The organism is Armatimonas sp. (assembly GCF_031410135.1).
Lineage (GTDB): Bacteria > Armatimonadota > Armatimonadia > Armatimonadales > Armatimonadaceae > Armatimonas.
The window spans coordinates 1-2,448 of the sequence record NZ_JANNYP010000871.1; the positions used below are offsets into that span (position 1 = coordinate 1).

Genomic DNA, 2,448 nt, shown 5'->3' on the forward strand with positions numbered 1-2,448 from the left:
GAAATACCGAGCGGCTTGAGCCCTACTCGGGTTTAGGAAAGACATTGGGAGCTATAGCTTTTGTTCTGAGCTTGGTCTTCTTGGCTATACGAGTTCTACGCCCGATGTGAGCTGAGCTGTGACGACGATATAATAACGTCATGAACGAGAGCAACGAGAGTATCAAACAGCGAATTGCGGCGGTAATCGAGAGTGTGCCCCAGCCCGAGTTTGTGGCATCGCTGTCTTTTCATCTGGCCGAGGACTGGAGCGGCGACCCGGCGGTGATGATCCTTGTGCTGCTAAAAGACGGTGAGAAGTCAGATAATGCGTATCTTGACCGGGTGAATCACTACAAGCATATGCTGCTGGATGCCGTGGTGATAGCGAGCACAGGATACCTTCCCTATGCAACGTTTCGTCTGGAATCAGAGCAGACAGAATTGGATCGTGACGAGGCGGAGACAAAGGCTAAACTTGAGCGGCGCAGGCATCGAAAGACGGCAGTTGCTGCATGAGTCTGGCGCATGATCTGCTAGAGCAAGCGGAGCATCTTGCGAAGCGTGAGCGAGGACGACCGAAACAGGCAAGCCTCCGACGTGCGGTCTCGACAGCCTACTACGCTCTGTTCCATCTTCTTCTGGAGGACGCTGCTCTCCAAGCAGTTCCAGGGAGTCTGGCTTCTTGGCGACCCATTGCAGGACGTGCGATCAACCACGGGGATGTGAGGAAGGTTGCCGCCTGGTTTGCTAGTGGAGCGCTACCGACTCCTTTACCTTTGCCCTTGTCAAACCGCGTGTAAAAGTAAGCCACTACGCCGCGTGAAGAACTGAGCCACCCCAGGTCAATGCACGGCCATTTTACCCTCCTTTTTGCTGTCTGGGTTCTCTTTGGAAGTAACGGGTTCCACCACCGGCATACCCGCTTGTCGCTTCTCCTTTAAACGGTAGCTCTCCCCACGAATGTTAACCACGGTCGAGCGATGAAGCAAGCGGTCAAGGGCTGCCGAGGCCATCACAGCATCACCAGCAAAGATCTCACCCCACTCCCCAAACGACTTATTGCTGGTCAAAATCAATGACTGGTTACGGTCATAGCGGTGGCAGAGCACCTGAAACAGCAAGCTAGCTTGTGTTGCATCCAGAGATAGGTAGCCCACTTCGTCCAAGATCAACACTTTGGGATGAACCAGCTTCATCATCTCGCGGTTCAGGCGATTCTCCGCAAGAGCTGTAGACAGGCGACGAGCCAACTCCATTGCATTGGTGAAGTAAGCGCGGTGGCCCATCGTGCAGGCAAGATGCCCCAAGGCTAAAGCCAAATGGGTTTTGCCCACACCGGGTGGCCCCAGGAAAATCAGATTCCTGCCTTCACTCAGATAACGGCCCGTTGCCAGCTCGTCAATCAAGCGACGATCCAAACCAGGCTGAGCCGCAAAATCGAAGTCGTCTAAGTTCTTGAGCAGGGGAAACTTGGAAAACTTGAGATTAATTTCCACAGCCCGTTTATGCCGAGCACTGACTTCGCCTGCAAGTAGCTCGGCCACCAGGCGCGTATACGACCAGTCTCCGGCAGCCGCTTGCTGACAAAGCGTGTCCAGATGCTCAGCGGCAACGCTCAGACCAAGGCTAGAAAGGCCATGAGCCGCTCGCTCTGAGTGAAGGAGTTCCGGGGATTTCTTCTCATTCATGCGATTTCTCCTTGTACTTGTCCATTTTCGTCTCCCAAGTCCCGACTTTCACCCTCAAACATTTCGTAGCGGGAGAGGGGGCGAACTTCAACAGTGAGAGCACTGGCGGCAGTGATATTGAGTTTAGGGGTTGCACGGGGCTGAGCGGTTGCCAGCTTCCAGAACGCGGCGATATGTTCTTTCTGAGAAGAGCTCTCTCCGGCACGAACGGGGCGGTGCTCCGCGATAATTGCCTCGCCTAACCGAATTGTGACACTCTGCTCACCCACTGCGACAACCACCCGCTTGCCAACACATTCTGGCGGAGTCGAGTAACGAGAACCCTTCACCCGAACAAACCCCTCGGCATCTACCTTTCGTTCATGACGGATGGCAAGCACATAAGGAACGAAGTCGTTGATGGGGGTGAGCTTCTCCCTCAGTAACGTCTCGACAGGCTTCTCGCCTGTCGTGGCATGAGTGCGGGCATTGGCTCCGCGCCGCCAGTGTTGCTCTTGAAGCACCAGGTCGTCAAAGTCTACGAAGGCAAACTCCAGTATCAGCGTTCGACCATTAATCTCAAAAACCTTTCACGTCCGCGAACGAAGGTGATGATGAATCTGGGAGACCCGGATAAAGCATTCTCCCTGTGCTGCCTTCCCAATGACGGTGTTGGTCTGGCACGTGAAGAATTCATCATCTCGTCGTTCATCCGCATTCATCCCATGGCACTCATTCACTTTAATCAACTCCCAGATGGCCCGGACAAAGTAGAGATTGCACGTTTGACACGTTCTTAC

4 protein-coding genes and 1 pseudogene are annotated in these 2,448 nt (G+C 54.0%); 3 read left to right on the forward strand and 2 right to left on the reverse strand.

Annotation, left to right across the window (positions count from 1 at the left end):
• Positions 1–140 precede the first annotated feature (140 nt).
• Both RMO15_RS31270 and RMO15_RS31275 read left to right on the forward strand, forming a co-directional pair.
• Positions 141–497, forward strand: a complete 357-nt coding sequence (locus tag RMO15_RS31270; RefSeq protein WP_309722580.1) for a hypothetical protein — start codon at positions 141–143, stop codon at positions 495–497.
• The gene (locus RMO15_RS31275; RefSeq protein WP_309722581.1) at positions 494–781 is read left to right on the forward strand and encodes a hypothetical protein; all 288 of its coding nucleotides are present in this window, start codon (positions 494–496) and stop codon (positions 779–781) included. Before RMO15_RS31270 ends, RMO15_RS31275 begins: the two co-directional genes overlap by 4 nt.
• A gap of 42 nt (positions 782–823) precedes the next feature.
• Here the strand turns inward: RMO15_RS31275 and istB are convergent, their stop codons facing one another.
• Both istB and RMO15_RS31285 read right to left on the reverse strand, forming a co-directional pair.
• Positions 824–1,669 carry an IS21-like element helper ATPase IstB gene (gene istB / locus RMO15_RS31280; RefSeq protein ID WP_309722583.1) on the reverse strand — a complete coding sequence of 282 codons (846 nt, stop codon included), beginning with the start codon at positions 1,667–1,669 and terminating at the stop codon, positions 824–826.
• The gene (locus tag RMO15_RS31285) at positions 1,666–2,172 is read right to left on the reverse strand and encodes a hypothetical protein (RefSeq protein ID WP_309722587.1); all 507 of its coding nucleotides are present in this window, start codon (positions 2,170–2,172) and stop codon (positions 1,666–1,668) included. The genes istB and RMO15_RS31285 overlap by 4 nt, the downstream gene beginning before the upstream one ends.
• Between RMO15_RS31285 and RMO15_RS31290 the strand changes: the two are divergent.
• A pseudogene (locus RMO15_RS31290) lies at positions 2,164–2,448 on the forward strand (phosphoenolpyruvate synthase); the annotation flags it as partial. The gene RMO15_RS31285 and the pseudogene RMO15_RS31290 sit on opposite strands and share 9 nt — an antisense overlap.